Source organism: Saccharopolyspora rosea, from assembly GCF_025643595.1.
Taxonomy (GTDB): Bacteria; Actinomycetota; Actinomycetes; order Mycobacteriales; family Pseudonocardiaceae; genus Saccharopolyspora; species Saccharopolyspora rosea.
The window spans coordinates 315,671-330,760 of the sequence record NZ_CP102826.1 but is presented as its reverse complement, the minus strand read 5'-3'; the positions used below and the strand labels follow the sequence as shown (position 1 = coordinate 330,760).

Genomic DNA, 15,090 nt, shown 5'->3' with positions numbered 1-15,090 from the left:
ACAGCAGCGCGAGAGTAGCCCGCTGAACCGATCAGGTCCGCACGCGGGTGGCCAGAACCACGTCGGCCACGGCTACCGGGGGCGCTTCAGGTTGGCCCGGGTGAGCTCGTTGAGCTTGAGCTTGGCCGTCTGGATGGCCTGCTGGGTTCCCGCGGCCGCGCGCCGGGCGTGCTTGAGTTCCTCGACCAGCTGTTCCCGGCGGGCCCGCCGGACGGCGCTCGTGGTGCGCCCCTCGGTCGCCCGGTGCTGGAGGAACGCGAGTTCGGTGACCGCGATCTGGTAGTCGCGCACCGCCTTCGCCGCCTCCCGGCCCGCGCTGTGCCGCACCTTGCGCAGCCAGCCCCGGCGGCCCGCCAGCGAGGCCAGCATGTCCATCTCGCTGCGCACGATCAGCCCGGCCCGCAACAGCACCGGAAGCTGCTGGATGACGATGCGCTGCTCCCGCTTGCGCTGCCACACCACCAGCCAGCCGGTGCCGAGGAACACCGGGACCATGATCAGGAAGTACATGTTCAGGAACTGGGCCCCGCCCAGCAGCGTCGCCGCGTTCCACACCGCGTGCAGCAGGACCGCCACGACGAACCCGACCAGCGGGTACAGCATCCGCCGCCGGGCGCTGTCGGTCCGCGAGGCCATCCCGATGCCGATCCCGACCATCGAGGAGAACAGCGGGTGCGAGAACGGCGAGAGCACCCCGCGCATGATGAACGCGGCGAGCACGATGCCGCCGAAACCGCCTTCCGAGAACACCTTGCCGAAGTAGAGGATGTTCTCGGTGAACGCGAACCCGGCGGCGGTCAGCCCGGCGTAGACGATGCCGTCGACGAGCCCGTTGAACTCGGAGCGTCGGCGGAACCACAGCGCGACCACGAACAACGCCTTGGCGGACTCCTCGACCAGCGGTCCCATCACGACCCGCTCCACGACCTCCTGCGCGGTCGGTTGGAACAGCAGCACGCTGATGTCGGTGACCGCGTCGTTGAGCAGCAACGCGCACGCGGTGGCGCCACCGGCGCCCCACAGGAACGCGCCGAGCAGCAGCATCGGCGGTTCGGGCTCCCAGCGGTCCATCCACACGATCGCGGCGAACACCACTCCGACCGGCAGCAGCGCGGCGGCCGCGCCCACGAGCGCGGGCACGACGCCCACCTTGGACGTGGTCACACCGATCATGACCAGGCCGCACATGCCCAGGACGATGAGACCGGCGACCGGCCAGCCGACGAAGTGGTGCTTGCGGGTCTGGAGCCTGCGCGCACCGGACAGATCCGCGGCGGGCCCCGGAAGATCAGGACTCGTCACGGACAAAACCCTAAGGATTGGCCGTGATGAACGCCCTCCGGGTCTTCACCGGGTCAGGCGCGTCGGCGTCGGCGCCGCTGGGTGTCCCCGGGGCCGCCGTAGGCGGCGATGAGGTCGTTGACCGACGTGCCCTCGGCGTGCGCCCCGGCACCCAGGTCACCTTCCACGGTGACGCTGACCGGGGTGTCGGTGCTCGGCGCGGCCGGACGACCCGGGCGCGGCGCGGATTGCGGCTCCGGGCGGCGCGGGCGTTGGTGGTGCTCTTCGCGCACCGGTTCGGCGGGCGGCACGGGGTGCTCGCCCGTCAGCCGTCCGGCGATCTCGCCGGGCTGGGCCGCCGGGAGCGGTTGCGGGTCCTCGGGGAACCTGCGTACCCGGGTGGCGCCGGCGCGCAGCGCGACCCGTTCGAAGAGGACGTCGCCGCCGGTGACCTGTTCGAGGATCGACCGCAGCCGCCCCAGTTCGGCCCGCAGCTGGCGCATCTCGTCGTCGGTCTCCTCGGCGACCCGGCGCCGGGCCTCCGCCTCGGCCTCGGCCTCGAACTCGTGGCGCGCCGCGATCTCGCGTTCCAGTTCCAGTTCGTAGATCCGCTGCTGCTCGGTGGCGCGCCGGTCCCCCTCGGCGATCCGGTGCCGCAGCCGCGCGACGCCGAAGGCGCCGAACAGCGCCGCCCACAGCGCGGCCACCAGGCCGAGCCGGAGCAGGCGGGCGTCGTCGCTGAGCACCAGAACCGCGGTGGCAGCGGCGACGAGCACGAGCGCGATCGTCCACAGGAAGGCGGAGGAACGTCTGGACTCGGAGCCACCGCGGTCGGACATGTTCACAACCGTACCCCGCGTTTACCAGTTCGAGATCTCAAGGGAGGCCCGGAAGGGCTCCACTTTGGTCGCGGCGGCCGACCGCGCGCACCGCCGATCAGCCCAACGCGGACCAGAATTCGCCAACCGTCAGTACTCGTCGTCATCCGGTTCCTCGGGCTCGTCCGGGTTGCGCAGGGAGTGCTCCAGCCACAGCCCGGCCGCGACGAGCGCCGCGGCGCTGACGAGTCCGACGACGCCGCCGACGGAATCCGAGCGCGCCGCCGCCACCTTGCCGAGCATGGGCAGCAGGTAGGCCAGCAGGCCGATCCAGGCGCCGCCCATGATCGCCCCGGCCATCGACGACGCCTTGGCCAGCGCGACCGCGCGGGCCGCGGTGAGCGAGTCGACCGGCTCGGTGCCGGGGCGGCGCTTGACCCGCGGTCGCATGTTCAGCGCCAGCGCCACGTCGACGAGCGCGATCAGCAGCAGCGTCGCCCCCGCGAGCGCGGGCAGCGGCGGCAGGTCGCCGTACATCGCCTGCGTCGCCGCGTACACGACGACAGCGGCGACCAACCCGGCCGCGACCAGCTGCCGGGGCTTGGTGAACGTCATTCGCTCTGCGTGCCGGGGTGCCACGTCCCCAGCATCGCACGCCCCACGCCGCGATCCTCCCGGGCGACGGCGACCCACGTCTCCACGGGGGCCGGACGCGGGCGGACGGCGGCGCGATGCGCCTCCGCCGGGGAGGCGGCGGGCGGGAAAATCGCGCTTGAGTCTCCACCGACTGGAGGGCCGAAGGTGAACGCCGTGGACGACACCAGGCTGTACACGATCGGCGAGCTGGCCCGGCGGACCGGGCTGAGCGTCAAGACGATCCGGTTCTACTCCGACAGCGGCGTGGTGCCGCCCGCCGACCGCACGCCCGCCGGCTACCGGCTCTACGACGTGGTCGCCGTCAGCAGGCTCGAACTGGTCCGCACGTTGCGGGAACTCGGCGCCGGACTGCCCGAGGTGCGCCGCGTGCTGGCCGCCGAGACGACGCTGGCGGAGCTGGCCGAGCGGCACCTGGAGCTGCTGGAGCGGCAACTGCGGGTGCTGCAGACGCGGCGAGCCGTGCTGCGCGCGGTCGTCAAGCTCGACCGTTCGACCGAGGAGGTGCGACTCATGCACAAACTGGCGCAGCTGTCCGACGAGGAGCGCAACCGGCTCATCGACGAGTTCTGGGACGAGGTCAGCGCCGATCTCACCGTCACCCCGGGCTTCACGGAGTGGATGCGCTCGGCCAAGCCGAAACTGCCGGACGACCCGTCCGCCGAGCAGGTGGCGGCGTGGATCGAGTTGGCGGAACTGGTCCAGGACCCGGACTTCCGACAGGCCACCCGCGCGATGTACGAGGACCACGCGCGCCGCCTCGCGGCGGGCGAACGGCTGGGTGTCCCCTCGTGCGACGCCGTGGAGCGCTGGCAGGCCGTTCTCGACGAGGCGCACGCCGCCGCCGAGGCGGAGCACGCCCCGACCGGCCCGCGGGGACGGGAACTGGCCGACCGGCTGATCGCGCTGGCGACCGAGCAGAGCGGGGAGCAGGACTCCCCGGAGCACCGCCGGCGGTTGGCCGACGGTTTCGCCGGGCACGACGACCGGATGTCGCGCTACTGGGAACTGCTCGCCGCGATCAACGGCTGGCCGGTCCGGCGGACCACCGAGCGGTCCACCCGCTGGCTCGCCGAAGCCCTCCGCGCCTCGGCGCGGTGAGCAGCGCGTGCCGGTTCTCCGCGCCACGGCAGGAGAACCGGCACGTCCGTCCTCAGTGGAGCGTCAGGTCGGCCCGGAGGTGGACGTCGGCGCGCTCGGACTCCGGGAGGGCGTCCAGGAGGTCGGCGACCCGGCCGTGCCCCGGCAGCTGCGCGTTCGGCTCGATCGCCAGCCACGGGATCAGCACCGTGGCGCGGCTCGGGGTGCCCGGGTGCGGGAGCAGGAGTTCCGGGTCGTCGCTGCGGACCCCGTCGACGGTGACCACGTCGACGTCCAGGGTGCGCGGGCCCCAGCGCTGCTCGCGGCGCCGCTCGGCCCGGCGCTCCAGCTCCTGGCCGCGGCGCAGCCAACCCCACTCGTCGAGGTCGGCGGACTCGACGACGAGCACCGCGTTGAGGAAGTCGGGCTGGTCGGTCACGCCCCACGGCTTGGTCTCGTACACCGGGGACGCGGCGACCAGCACGTCGGCCAGGCCCGCCACGGCCAGCCGCAGGTACCCCAAGCGGTCCCCCATGTTCGAGCCCAGCGACAGCACCGCCCTGCTCATCCAGCCTCCCGTCGACCCGCACGTCCGGCGCGAAAGCGCGATGTCCCTGCGCGATTGTCCCCCAACCGGGGGAGGATCAGAGCTGCTGACCCCGGCCACCGCGGCGGGAGCGGCGGATGGTGACCGCGACGTCGCCGAAGTTCAGCGGGATCGGCGCCTGCGGCTTGTGGATGGTGACCTCGGTCGCGTACGCGCGGGAGTCCGCCATGATGTCGTCGGCGATCTCGGCCGCCACCGACTCGATGAGGTCGCGCGGCGGACCCGCGACGATGTCCGCCGCGCGCTGGGCCATCTCGCCGTAGTGCAGCGTCTTGTTCAGGTCGTCGTCGGCGGCCGCGTCGGAGAGGTCCAGCCAGACCGTGATGTCGACGAGGAAGTCCTGGCCGTCGCGCTTCTCGTGGTCGAAGACGCCGTGGTTGCCGCGGACTTTCAGGCCGGTCAACGTGATCCGGTCAGCCACCGAAATCCCCTCCGCTGTTCCACGCCGCGGTGACCGCCACCGCGTCCAGCGACTGCCGCACGTCGTGCACCCGGACGCCCCACGCGCCGCGGTCGGCGGCGAGCGCGGACACCACGGCCGTCGCCGTCTCCCGCCCGTCGGGCGGGCGCGGCGCGCCGTCCGCGTCGGCGAGCAGCTTGCCCAGGAAGCGCTTGCGGGACGCGCCCACCAGCACCGGGAAGCCCAGCCCGAGCAGCACGTCCAGGTGCCGCAGCAGCAGCCAGTCGTGCGCACCGGTCTTGGCGAAGCCGAGCCCGGGGTCGAGCACGATCGCGTCCTCGGCGACACCGGCGGCCCGCGCCGCGTCGACCTGGCGCAGCAGCTCGTCGCGGACCTCGGCGACGACGTCGGAGTACACCGCGAGCGAGTTCATGTCCCGGCTGTGGCCGCGCCAGTGCATCAGCACCCACGGCCTGCCGGAGTCGGCGGCCACCCGCGCCATGTCGGGGTCGGCCAGCCCGCCGGACACGTCGTTGATCAGCGAGGCCCCGGCCTCGACGGTCGCCTCCGCGACCTTCGCGCGGGTGGTGTCGACGCTGACCGGGACTCCGGCGGCGACGAGCTCGCGCACCACCGGCAGGACGCGTTCGACCTCGGTGGCCGCGTCGACCCGCGCCGCGCCGGGACGGGTCGACTCCCCGCCCACGTCGATGACGTCCGCGCCCATCCGGTGCATGTCGATGCCGTGCGCGATCGCGGCGTCCCGGTCCAGGTACCGGCCCCCGTCGGAGAACGAATCGGGCGTCACGTTGAGCACACCCATCACCGCGCAGCGGCCGGGATCCGGCAGCAGGGGGTGCATCAGTTGCCCCTGATCAGCGACAGCGCCTCGGCTCGCGAGGACGCCGAGGAGCGGAAGATGCCGCGCACCGCCGACGTCGTGGTCGTCGACCCGGCCTTGCGCACCCCGCGCATGCCCATGCACAGGTGCTCGGCCTCGATCACCACGATCACGCCGCGCGGCTCCAGACGGCGCACCAGCGCGTCGGCGACCTGCGAGGTCAGCCGCTCCTGGACCTGCGGGCGCCGGGCGTACAGGTCGACCAGCCGGGCCAGCTTCGACAGCCCCGTCACCCGGCCCTGCTCGTTCGGGATGTAGCCGATGTGCGCCGCCCCGTGGAACGGCAGCAGGTGGTGCTCGCAGCTGGAGTAGATCGGGATGTCCCGGACCAGGACGAGTTCCTCGTGGGCCTCGTCGAACGTCCGGTCCAGGACCTCGTCCGGGTTGGTGTACAGCCCGGCGAACAGCTCCCGGTACGCGCGCGCCACCCGCGCCGGGGTGTCCTGCAGGCCCTCGCGATCCGGGTCCTCACCCGCGGCGAGCAGGAGTTCCCGGATCGCGGCCTCCGCGCGTTCCTGGTCGAACTGGGGGATCTGGAAGGCGGCGCCGTCGGGCCGGGAGTCCGGGCCGAACGGCTCGTCGACCGTGCTGGTCAATTCTCGTTCCTCCACCGGCCGGGCGCCCGGACCTGGTCCGGGCGCCGGTTGCGCCGGAGTCAGCGGCCAGTGCCGTTGTGGTTGTCCTGCGAGTCAGGACCCTCGCTGTCATCGGACTGCTCGGGCTGCTGCTCGGCCGACGACTGCTCCGAACCCGACTGCTGCTGCCCGGACTGCTGCTGGCCGCCGCGCTCCCAGGACGGCACCCAGTTGTACTGGTTGCCACCGGACGGGTAGCTCGGGCCGGACGGCGACGTCGCCGGGGTCCACCCGGGCGGCGCGCCGTAGTTCGGCGACACCGCCTGCGGCTGCTGACCGGACTGGCCCTGCTGCTGGCCCTGCTGCGGGTTCTGGAACTGCCACGTCCCACCGCCGGCACCGGCACCCGCGGGGGTCGCCGCCGACTGGTTCTGGCCGTGGCCGTTCTGGCCGCTGCCCGCCGCGACCGGGGACGGTGCGGGCTCCTCCTTGACCGGGGGCCACGGCTCGCCGCGCTCCTTGGCCAGTTCGCCCGGCGTCTTCACCGGTGGCTTCTCGGACGGGGTGCGCCCGCCGAAGTCGTTGAACGCGGTGATCCGGGGCCGCTTCTTGACGTCGGCGAAGATCCGCTCCAGGTCCTTGCGGTTGAGCGTCTCCTTGTCGATCAGCTCCAGCACCAGGTTGTCGAGCACGTCCCGGTAGGTGTTGAGGATCTCCCAGGCCTCGGTGTGCGCCGCCTCGATGAGCTTGCGCACCTCCTCGTCGATCTCGTGCGCGACCTCCAGCGAGTAGTTCGGCTGCTGGCCGGCCGAGCGCCCGAGGAACGGGTCGCCCTCCTCCTTGCCGTACTTGACCGCGCCGAGACGGGCGGTCATGCCGTACTCGGTGACCATCGCGCGGGCGATCTTGGTGGCCTGCTCGATGTCGCTGGACGCGCCCGTGGTCGGCTCGTGGAACACCAGCTCCTCGGCCGAACGTCCGCCGAGCGCGAACACCAACCGGGCGATCATCTCCGAGCGGGTCATCATGTCCTTGTCGTCCTCGGGGACGACGAGGGCGTGCCCGCCGGTGCGACCGCGCGGCAGGATCGTCAGCTTGTACACCGGCTCCAGGTCGGGCATGGCCCACGCGGCCAGCGCGTGCCCGCCCTCGTGGTAGGCGGTGATCTTCTTGTCCCGCTCCGAGATGATCTTCGTCTTGCGGCGCGGACCGCCGATCACCCGGTCCACCGCCTCCTCCAGCGCGGCGGCGGTGATCAGCTGGCCGTTCTCCCGCGCGGTGAGCAGCGCGGCCTCGTTGACCACGTTCTCCAGGTCGGCGCCGGAGAAGCCGACGGTCCGCTTGGCCAGGCCCTCCAGGTCGGCGTCCTGCGCCAACGGCTTGCCCTTGGAGTGCACCCCGAGGATCGCGCGGCGACCCCGCAGGTCGGGCGCGGACACCGGGATCTGCCGGTCGAACCGGCCGGGCCGCAGCAGCGCCGGGTCGAGGATGTCCGGGCGGTTGGTGGCGGCGATGAGGATGATGCCGCCGCGCGAGTCGAAGCCGTCCATCTCGACGAGCAGCTGGTTCAGCGTCTGCTCGCGCTCGTCGTGCCCGCCGCCGAGGCCCGCGCCCCGCTGGCGGCCGACCGCGTCGATCTCGTCGACGAAGATGATGCACGGCGCGTTCTGCTTGGCCTGCTCGAACAGGTCGCGGACGCGGGAGGCGCCGACACCGACGAACATCTCCACGAAGTCCGAACCGGAGATCGAGTAGAACGGCACCCCCGCCTCACCGGCGACCGCGCGCGCCAGCAGCGTCTTACCGGTACCCGGCGGGCCGTACAGCAGCACGCCCTTCGGGATCTTGGCGCCGAGGGCCTGGTAGCGGCCGGGGTTCTGCAGGAAGTCCTTGATCTCGTGCAGTTCCTCGACGGCCTCGTCGGCGCCCGCGACGTCGTTGAACAACGTCTTGGGCATGTCCTTGGTCAGCTGCTTGGCCTTGGACTTGCCGAAGTTGAGCACGCGGTTCCCGCCGCCCTGGACGTTGTTCATCATCCACATCAGCAGCAGCACGAGCAGGCCGATGGGAACCAGGTAGAACAACATCTGCACCCAGAACGAGTCCTGGGTGACCTTGGTGTTCCAGTTGGCGACGTGCGCGTTGCGGATCTCCGTGACGACCTGGTCGGTCGCCCCGGCGGGGTACTGCGCGATCAGCAGGGAGTTGCCTTCGAAGGTCTGACCCTGCTTGAGGGTCAACCGGACCCGTTGCTCCTTGTCCTCGATGGTCGCCTCGGACACCTTGCCCTGGGCGATCTGTTCGAGAGCCTGCGAGGTCGAGACCTCGCGGTAGGCGCGGGTCTCGTCGAAGAGCATGCTGAAGGCGTAGATCAGCAGGAACGCTGTCAGGATCCACAGCAGCGGGTTGCGGAGCAGGCGCTTTCGGTCCATTCACTTGCGGCCGACGGGCGGCCTCGACCCTCCCTGACTGTCACTTCGGGCAACGGCACGCTCGGCTGACCCCGGTCGTCACCACCGTCAACCCCTTCAGACCAGCGTACCGGCCGAGCCGAGGGGGCGACTACGCCGAGCGTGACGCCGGTCTGCCAGCGTACCCCCGGCGCAGCCCCCGACCGGGACTGGTGGGGCGAACCGGACACGCACCGTCGCCGCGCCGCCTCCGGTGCCCCGCCTGCAGGCCCTCAGATTCCCGACGTGTAGACCTTCGGGTCGAGCGTGCCGATGTAGGGCAGGTCACGGTACCGCTCCGCGTAGTCCAGGCCGTACCCCACGACGAACTCGTTCGGGATGTCGAAGCCGACGTAGCGCACCGGGACGTCGACCTGCACGGCGTCGGGCTTGCGCAGCAGCGTGCAGACCTCCAGCGAGGCCGGGTTGCGCGACTCCAGGTTCTTCAGCAGCCAGGACAGCGTCAGGCCGGAGTCGATGATGTCCTCGACGATCACCACGTGGCGGTCCGCGATGTCGCGGTCGAGGTCCTTGAGGATGCGCACCACGCCGGACGACGAGGTCGACGAACCGTACGAACTGACCGCCATGAACTCCAGCTGGGCCGGTCGCGGCAACGCGCGGGCGAAGTCCGTCATGAACATGACCGCGCCCTTGAGCACCCCCACCAGCAGCAGATCACCGTGCACGTCCCGGTAGTCGTCGTCGATCTGCTTGGCCAGCTCGGTGACCTTGTCGTTGATCTGCTGCTCGGTGATGAGCACGGAGGCAATGTCGCCGTCGTACACGGCCCGGGTTCCCCTCTTCCGACTCGACTGAACTGGTCCCCGCCCATCGCGACTCAGGGGCGGGGAACACCTGCGGCGGACGCGTCCGGCACGCGCCCATCAGCCATTCGGCGGCTTGCGGACCGCCGCTTCCACCAGAAGCGTGCCATGTGCCCGGCGCACGACAAAGTCGCCCGGCAACGCATGACCACCCTGCCCGCGCCACTCGCCGATCAGCCGGTCGGCGGCGCGGAGATGCTCGTCACTGAGCTCGGCCACCCCCGCGTCGAGCAGCCAGCTCCGCAGCACCCTGCGCCGCAGCGCCGCCGGGTGCGCCGCGAGCGCGCGGGCGTCCAGCCCGCCGTCCACCTCGACCTGCGACCTCACCCCCGCGGCCAGCTCGTCCAGCGCGTCGGCGTCCTCCCGCAGCTGGCGGGCGGTGCGGGCGAGCGCGGGGGCGACACCGCCCTGGAGCACTTCTTCGAGCAGCGGCAGGACCTCTGTGCGCAACCGCACACGTGTGAACCTCGCGTCGGCGTTGTGCGGGTCGCGCCAGGGGACGAGCCCGAGCGCGTCGCACGCGGCCACCGTCGTGGCGCGTCGGACGTCCAGGAACGGGCGCGCCCAGGGCGGATCCACCGGCCGCATCCCGGCGACGGACCGGGGCCCCGAGCCGCGGCCGAGCCCGAGCAGCACGGTTTCGGCCTGGTCGTCAAGGGTGTGGCCGAGCAGCACGAGGGATCCCTCCGGTCGTTCCCGCGCCAGCGCCGCGTAGCGCGCGCGCCGCGCGGCGGCCTCCGGCCCGCCACCGCCGGCCACGCGCACCGGGATCACCCGCGCCGGGCAGCCCAGCTCGGCGAGCTGCGCCGCGGTCCGGTCGGCGACCTCGTCCGATCCGGCCTGCAACCCGTGGTCGACGACCAACCCGCGCACCGCGACGCCCTCCCGCCGCGCCACGTGGGCGGCCGCCGCGGCGAGCGCCAGCGAGTCCGGACCGCCCGAGCACGCGACCACCAGCGGCGCGCCCCGGAACGGCGCGGCGGCGGCCGAGGCGAGCAGCCGCCGAACGGCCCCGCGCACCGCGTGCACGGCGGATGCGGTCCGCGGCCCGGCGGCACCACCGCGAGGACCGGGCGGAAGACGAGTGGGCACGGCGACATTCTCGCAGTGGCGACCGACCGGGCGGACGCGCGCGAGGCGGCTCAGCCGTGCACTCGCCGGAGCCAGTCGTCCGGGTTGCCGATCTCGGAACGGGTGGGCAGGTGGTCGGGCGAGGTCCAGACCGCGTTGAAGCCCGCCATGCCGACCGCGTCGACCACGTGGCGGGTGAACGCGGCGCCCTGCGCGTACTGGCGGATCTTCGCGTCGACGCCGAGGAGTCCGCGCAGCAGGCGGTCGAGCAGCCCACCGCCCTTGCGGCGCTCGGTGAAGCGCTGCCGGATCGCGACCACGCTCGGGACCACCTGCGGCCCCACCGCGTCCATCACGTGGTCCGCGTGGCCTTCCAGCAGCGTCGAGATGGCGATGATCCGATCCAGCGCGGCGCGCTGCGCCGGGGTCTGGAGGAGTTCGATGATCCCGAGCACGCCCGGGCTCGACTCGCTGCGGGAGCGGACCGCGCGCGCCTCGCGCAGCGCCGTCGGCAGGCGGCTGATCAGCTCACCGGTGGCGCCCTCCATCTCGGCGAGCAGCGTGCCCAGGCTGCCCGCGAAGTGCTCGCGCAGCCACGGGACGGCGTTGAACTGCAGCCGGTGCGTCGACTCGTGCAGGCACACCCACATCCGGAAGTCGTCCCCAGGCACGCCGAGCGCGCGCTGCGCGGCCACGATGTTCGGCGCGACCAGCAGCAACCGGCCCTGCTGCCCCTCGGTGCGGGACCGGCCGAACGGGTCGAACTGGCCGAGCACCTTGCCGCCCAGGTAGGCCAGCACCACCCCGGCCTGGACGCCGGCGCTGCGCGCGCTGAACCCGCCGAGCAGATCGCTGCCACCCGGGTTCTGGCTGTCCGCTGTGGACAGTGCGGCGTCGGTGAGTTCGGCCAGGCCGTGCGCGGCACCGCGCACCCAGTCCGGGCGGTCGACCACGTCACCCTCGGCGATCGGCAGGTCGCGCCCCATGCCGGTGATCTCGCGGACGTGGGATTCGGCCTCGACGCTGAACCGCCGCAGCGAACGCACCGCGTGCTCGGCCTCCTGGCGCGGCACGTCCGGTCCGGGCTTCATCAGCCGGATCGCGGTACCGATCGCGATGTTCCAGTCCAGCGCCCGATGCTCTCCGGCGGCGTCGTTCCCGCCGGGGTCCGCGGGCCGCGGCGGCAGGGTGGAGGGTCGGGCGTTCACAACCTCGACCGTACCCCCCGGACCGGAACCGAAACAGCGGTCCACGGCCCGGTTCAGCGGCACCCGCAGCCGCGCAGCGCGTCGGCGAGCGCGTCCAATGCGGGCCGCGCCGCGGCCGAGCTGGTGCCGTTGGACATCAGTGCGAACGCCAGCAGCCGCCCCTCGCGGGTCACCACCGTGCCCGACAGGCTGTTCGCACCGTCCAGCGTGCCGGTCTTGGCGCGGACCCAGCCCCGGCCGGGCTCGCCCTGGTAGCGGCTGGCCAGGCTGCCGCTACCGCCCGCGACCGGGAGGCCGGGCAGCAGCGACCGCAGCTTCGCCGACTTCTCCGGCAGACCGCCCTCCGGGCCGGCCGGGGCGTTCGCCGTCACCATCAGCGAGCCCAGCACCTCCGGGGGGATCCGGTCGTTGAGCGACAGGCCGCTGCCGTCGACCATCGACATGCCGTCCACCCGGATGCCGTTGCGCTGCAGGACCTCGCGGGTGGCCTTGACGACGCCGGCGAAGGACGGCTCGTTGCCGGTGCCGATGGCCAGTTCGCGGCCCAGCGCCTCGGCGAGCACGTTGTCCGAGTGCTGGAGCGTCATCTCGACCATGTCCTGCACGGTCGGCGACTTGACCTCGCCGAGCACCTGCGCGTTCTTCGGAGCGGTGCCCTGCGACACCGCGGACACCCCGAGCTTGCTGCCGAGTTCCCGCGCGGCCTGCAGCGCGGGCGTCGCGCTGCGGGTGCTGTTCTCCTGCGTCGGGTCCGCGCGCCCGCCGTCGAGCATCACCGGCTCCATCGGCGCGATGAACCCCGCCTGCACGTCCTCGGGCAGCCAGCCGGGCGCGAAGCTCGGTCCCGCGTAGCGGCTCGTGTCGACCTGGATCGACGTCACCCTGCCGCCGGTCGCCGCCCGGACCTGGGCGGCGAGGTCGTCGAGGTGGGCCGCGCCGGCGTAGACCGACTCCTTGCCGTCGGGCAGCGACGACAGCGTCGGGTCCCCGCCGCCCACCAGCACCACGCTGCCGGGCGTGCTGCCGCGCACCACCTTGGTGCTGAAGCGCTCCTGGTGGTCGAGCGCGAGCAGGACGGCGCTCATGGTCACCAGCTTGCCGGTGGAGGCCGGGGTGAGCGGCGTGGTCGCGTTCTGCTGCCAGATGGTCCGGCCGGTCTCCGCGTCGAGCACCACACCGGCGAAGGTTCCGAGCGCCGGGTTGCTCAGCGGCTGGGCCAGCGCGGCGGCGATCCCGGCCTGGTCCGGCTGCGGGGCGTTCCGGGACAGCGGCTTGACGGCCGGGTCGAGCGTCACGGCCGCGGGCGGCGCGGCGATCGACGGCCCGAACAGCCCGCCGACGAGTCCCGGGCCGAAGGCCACCCCGAGCCCGAGCAGCACGACGACCGCCACAGCGGCGCCGATCAGGGTCTTCTTGCGGGACCGACCACCGCGGTCCGGCTGCTCCGCGCGGTCGGGGCGCGGAGGTTCGGGCGGAGGCGGCGGCGCCGGGGACTCCCGGGGTTCGATGCGCTGCGGCGTGGCGCGCGGCGGCGCGGCCAGACCCGCGAAGTCCTCCGGGCTGGCGGTGCGCGGCTCGTCGAAGTCGGGCCGGGCGAACTGCTGCGTCCGCTCGGCGGGCTGCTCGACCGGGATCGGGATGCGGGTGGTCGGCGGTCCCTGATCCGTCTGACGCCCGTCCGCCGGCGGCGCGATCGAGCCGAGGTCGATCCGCGTCGTGCGCTCGGCCGCCGACTCCGGCGGCGCCTCGTCCCGGACGGGCGCGATCCGCTGCGTCTGCTCGATCGGCGCGAACCGCTGCGTCTGCTCGACCTGCGTCTCGGGCGGCACCGCGGTCTTCCCGGAGTCGCCGGGCTTGGCGACCGGGACGGTCCGCTGCGTGACGCCCTGCTCCGGTTCGGCCGCGCCGTCCTCGCCCGGTTCGGCCGCGACCGCCCGGAACTGCTGGGTCGCCTCGACCGCGGAGGGCTCGGCGCCGCGCGCCCCGCCCTCGGCGGACTCGTCGACGACGCGCTCCTGCTCGTCGGTAGGCCGGTCGTCGGTCGGCCGGTCACCGCTCGGCCGGTCGTCGGTCTCCTCGCCGCCCGACTCGGCCGGGGCCTCGGCGGCGTCCGGCGGTTCCTCGGACGCCTGGTCGTCCTCCGAGCTCTCGGACCGCTCCGGCTGCTCCGCCTTCCCCGGCTCGTCGGGGGACTCGTCCGCGTCCTGCGGTTCCTCGGACGACTGCTCGTCGGACGGCTGCTCCGCCCCCTGCGGCTCCTCGGGTGACTCCCCCGCGTCCCGCGGCTCCTCGGACGACTGCTCGTCGGACGGCTGCTCCGCCCCCTGCGGCTCCTCGGCTGATTCCCCCGCGCGCTGCGGCTCCTCGGGTGACTCCTCCGCGCGCTGCGGCTCCTCGGACGACTGCTCCCGGTCCTCGGCCTGCTCCGCGTCCTCGGGCGCCGCGGGCTGCTGATCCGCGCCGTCGGGCTTCTCGGTCGCTTGCTCAGCGTCCTGCGCCTGCTCAGCGGGTCGCTCCGCTTCCGCCGACTCCGCGGACGGCTCCCCCGCCTCCGCTTCGTCGACCCGCTCCGCGTCCGGCGACCCCGCGTCCTCGGCCTGCTCGGAACGCTCGGCCTCGGCCGGTGCGTCGACTTCCCGCTCCGCCGGCGCTGCCTGCCGTACCGCCTCCGGCAGTTCGCCGACGACCCGCTCCATGGAGGCCGCGCTCCCGGCCCCGTCCACCTCCTCGGTGGTCGCGGCGGGCTGCGCCTCGTCGTCACCCCGGGATGCGGAGTCGGCGTCGTCCCCCGAGGCGGACTCGTCGGCGGTCGTCTCCGGCTGCTCCTCGTCGGTCCGCTGCCCGTCGGACTCCCCGCCCGACTCCGGGGCGTTGCCGGAGGTCCCGTCGGGGCCGGAGGACTGCTCGACGTCGCCCGCCCGGTCCGCGGCTGGAGAATCGTCCTCCGACGACTCCGCGTCGTCCGGTTCCGCCGCCTCCGGGGGCGCGGTCCCCTCCGCTGCGTCGTCGGGCTTGTCGGTGGCACCGTCCGGATCGGTGCTGGGCTGGGTGGCCTGCGACGCCGCGGCGCCCTGGTCCTCGGTGGGCCACTCCGGATCGGCAGCGGCCGTCACGGCCTCCCGCTCGCTCCCCGGCCCTGGCTCGCGGACGTCGGTGTCGGACACCTCACCCCGTGCTTTCTGGGGTTCGGGCACGTGCTCCTCCTCGACAGGTCGCCA

13 protein-coding genes are annotated in these 15,090 nt (G+C 73.2%); 1 reads left to right on the top strand and 12 read right to left on the bottom strand.

All coding sequences use genetic code 11. From position 1 onward, the window contains the following. Window positions 1-72 precede the first annotated feature (72 nt). The 3 genes from NV263_RS01595 to NV263_RS01585 all read right to left on the bottom strand — a co-directional run bounded on the left by NV263_RS01595 (window position 73) and on the right by NV263_RS01585 (window position 2,714). Entirely contained in the window at window positions 73-1,302 is a 1,230-nt protein-coding gene (locus tag NV263_RS01595; protein ID WP_263250557.1) for a PrsW family intramembrane metalloprotease, read from the bottom strand. 53 nt (window positions 1,303-1,355) lie between these two features. Next, on the bottom strand, window positions 1,356-2,120 hold the full coding sequence (locus tag NV263_RS01590) for a DUF6779 domain-containing protein (protein ID WP_263250556.1): 765 nt from the start codon (window positions 2,118-2,120) through the stop codon (window positions 1,356-1,358). 129 nt (window positions 2,121-2,249) lie between these two features. Then, window positions 2,250-2,714 (bottom strand): DUF3180 domain-containing protein, encoded by a 465-nt coding sequence (locus NV263_RS01585; RefSeq protein ID WP_263250555.1) that lies wholly within the window; start codon window positions 2,712-2,714, stop codon window positions 2,250-2,252. A gap of 195 nt (window positions 2,715-2,909) precedes the next feature. On the opposite strand from NV263_RS01585, the gene NV263_RS01580 reads away from it, so the two are divergent. Further along, window positions 2,910-3,854, top strand: a complete 945-nt coding sequence (locus NV263_RS01580; RefSeq protein ID WP_263254004.1) for a MerR family transcriptional regulator — start codon at window positions 2,910-2,912, stop codon at window positions 3,852-3,854. A 52-nt stretch (window positions 3,855-3,906) separates the two neighbouring features. Here NV263_RS01580 and folK read toward each other — a convergent pair whose 3' ends face one another. The 9 genes from folK to dacB form a co-directional block, all read right to left on the bottom strand. Next, window positions 3,907-4,401, bottom strand: coding sequence for a 2-amino-4-hydroxy-6-hydroxymethyldihydropteridine diphosphokinase (gene folK / locus NV263_RS01575; protein ID WP_263250554.1), 495 nt, complete (start codon window positions 4,399-4,401; stop codon window positions 3,907-3,909). A gap of 76 nt (window positions 4,402-4,477) precedes the next feature. Then, the gene (gene folB / locus NV263_RS01570; RefSeq protein ID WP_263250553.1) at window positions 4,478-4,861 is read right to left on the bottom strand and encodes a dihydroneopterin aldolase; all 384 of its coding nucleotides are present in this window, start codon (window positions 4,859-4,861) and stop codon (window positions 4,478-4,480) included. Next, complete coding sequence (folP, locus tag NV263_RS01565) at window positions 4,854-5,702, bottom strand: dihydropteroate synthase (protein ID WP_263250552.1); 849 nt, start codon at window positions 5,700-5,702, stop codon at window positions 4,854-4,856. Before folP ends, folB begins: the two co-directional genes overlap by 8 nt. Next, on the bottom strand, window positions 5,702-6,274 hold the full coding sequence (gene folE / locus NV263_RS01560; protein WP_263254002.1) for a GTP cyclohydrolase I FolE: 573 nt from the start codon (window positions 6,272-6,274) through the stop codon (window positions 5,702-5,704). The genes folP and folE overlap by 1 nt, the downstream gene beginning before the upstream one ends. Before the next feature lie 122 nt (window positions 6,275-6,396). Then, window positions 6,397-8,748: an ATP-dependent zinc metalloprotease FtsH gene (ftsH, locus tag NV263_RS01555; protein WP_263250551.1), complete on the bottom strand. Its 2,352-nt coding sequence runs from the start codon at window positions 8,746-8,748 to the stop codon at window positions 6,397-6,399. 251 nt (window positions 8,749-8,999) lie between these two features. After that, entirely contained in the window at window positions 9,000-9,554 is a 555-nt protein-coding gene (gene hpt, locus NV263_RS01550) for a hypoxanthine phosphoribosyltransferase (protein WP_263250550.1), read from the bottom strand. 99 nt (window positions 9,555-9,653) lie between these two features. Next, a complete protein-coding gene (gene tilS, locus NV263_RS01545; RefSeq protein WP_263250549.1) occupies window positions 9,654-10,685 on the bottom strand; it encodes a tRNA lysidine(34) synthetase TilS in 1,032 nt (343 codons plus the stop codon). A gap of 50 nt (window positions 10,686-10,735) precedes the next feature. Next, window positions 10,736-11,872, bottom strand: a complete 1,137-nt coding sequence (locus NV263_RS01540; protein ID WP_263250548.1) for a zinc-dependent metalloprotease — start codon at window positions 11,870-11,872, stop codon at window positions 10,736-10,738. A 53-nt stretch (window positions 11,873-11,925) separates the two neighbouring features. Then, window positions 11,926-15,066, bottom strand: a complete 3,141-nt coding sequence (dacB, locus tag NV263_RS01535; protein WP_263250547.1) for a D-alanyl-D-alanine carboxypeptidase/D-alanyl-D-alanine endopeptidase — start codon at window positions 15,064-15,066, stop codon at window positions 11,926-11,928. Window positions 15,067-15,090: the final 24 nt, after the last annotated feature.